1 protein-coding gene and 2 pseudogenes are annotated in these 1,595 nt (G+C 57.7%); 1 reads left to right on the top strand and 2 read right to left on the bottom strand.

All coding sequences use genetic code 11. From position 1 onward, the window contains the following. Nucleotides 1-86, top strand: a pseudogene (locus ASG60_RS22945) (IS5/IS1182 family transposase); the annotation flags it as partial. Between the two features lie 6 nt (nt 87-92). Here ASG60_RS22945 and ASG60_RS16845 read toward each other — a convergent pair. Further along, nucleotides 93-518 carry a LysR substrate-binding domain-containing protein gene (locus tag ASG60_RS16845; RefSeq protein ID WP_347379660.1) on the bottom strand — a complete coding sequence of 142 codons (426 nt, stop codon included), beginning with the start codon at nt 516-518 and terminating at the stop codon, nt 93-95. A gap of 989 nt (nt 519-1,507) precedes the next feature. Further along, nucleotides 1,508-1,595 (bottom strand): annotated as a pseudogene (locus ASG60_RS22940) (IS5/IS1182 family transposase); the annotation flags it as partial.

The raw sequence follows: 1,595 nt of genomic DNA, 5'->3' as shown, positions 1-1,595 counted from the left end.
CCATCGCCACCCGCTACGAGAAGACTGCCGTCAGCTTCATGGGCGTCCTCTCCCTCGCAGCCGCCCTCGATTGGCTCAAGCGATGACACGCCCTAGTGCTTATGTTTGCGGGGGTAATCTCCTTTTGAAAGCCGCTCCGTGAGCACATTAATGGCGAGGCGGGACCGCAACGGCAGGTAGCGCGTCGCGGGCCAAACGGCGAAGCAATCCACCGTCGTACAAGGCCGGTCCGCCCAGATCTCGACGAGTTCGCCCGCCTGCACGCTGTCGCGGATAAGCCAGTGGGGAAGCCAGCAGAGCCCAAGGCCCGCGCGGGCCGCGTCCGCGATCACCTCGATATCGTCGAAGCGCAGTCGGGCGGCGATGGAGACGGTGACGAGAGCGCCGTTGGCGTCAGGAAGCCGCGGCCTTATGGAGCAAATGCACCAAATATGATGGCGTAAGCCATCGTCCATAGTGTCAATTGGCCTTTGGCTGGACTGCGGAACTTTTCTGTTGACAACTCTGTCAGGCTTCACTATAAGAGAGTGGTATGCACACGTAGCTCAGCTGGATAGAGCGCCGGATTGCTAATCTGGAGGTCGTGAGTTCGAGCCTCACCGAGTGATCAGAGGGCTGGCAGCGAAAGCGCCAGCCCTCTTCCTTTTCTAGCCGGCCTTGAAGGCGCGGCCTACGGCTTAGGTGCGGCAGGTGCCGGTGCGGCTGGCGGTACGGCGCCGGTCGCCTTCGGGTGCGGCGTACCATCATCCGCGATCACTACGCCGCTACTGGGGCCGCCGTCTTGACAGCCCGTCCCAACAGGAATTGCCTTCATCGGCGCATAGTCTAGCGTGGTTCCCGCTCTGGGGCCGACTGTGAACTTACAAATCGTACTGAAGCCCGACAGCTTTGGGCCAACGGGTGTTGAAACAATCACTCCGTTTCCACCCTGCCCATCCTGGCAACTTGACCCAACGGGCAGGGCAGCAAGCCCTGTATAATCCAGGGTTTTTCCGGCGTACGCGCCGCTTGAGAATGCACATAATCCACTCGTGGCGGCTCCGCCTGGGCCGGCCTGTGCAATACAATCACCCGCAGAAACACAAGACCCAAAAGTCATCGCCGCGAAAATGCTAGCTGTAAGCTTCATTTTGCCCCCCCTCTCGTAGAGCGATCACGATAGCAATTTGAAATGTTTTGGGAAGCGGCCGATTGACGGATGAGTGCCCCGTGTTACGAATCCTCCCAACAACTTGGGAGCGAACATGTCGGTCGGGAGCTTGAGCCTTTATCTCGACATCGAAGAAGGACAGGAAATCGACCTAGAAGTCATTTCCAAAGCTTCTCTTGCGGTTTTAGCAACAGTTAGAGACATTGCTTCGTATGTTGACCCGTTCAGCGATGTTTCGCTTGATTTGGTAGATACATCAAAAAGCAGTCTTTGGCTAAATACCAAGATAAAACTGAAACAGCACGTAGCCGATTCGAAGAAGACGGCGGCTGCAATTATCTTGACTGCTAGGGCGTGTCATCGCTTGAGCCAATCGAGGGCGGCTGCGAGGGAGAGGACGCCCATGAAGCTGACGGCAGTCTTCTCGTAGCGGGTGGCGATGGCG

The organism is Methylobacterium sp. Leaf469 (genome assembly GCF_001424745.1).
Classification (GTDB): Bacteria; Pseudomonadota; Alphaproteobacteria; order Rhizobiales; family Beijerinckiaceae; genus Methylobacterium.
The sequence above is the reverse complement of the archived record's forward strand: the minus strand, read 5'-3'. Positions and strand labels throughout refer to the sequence as shown.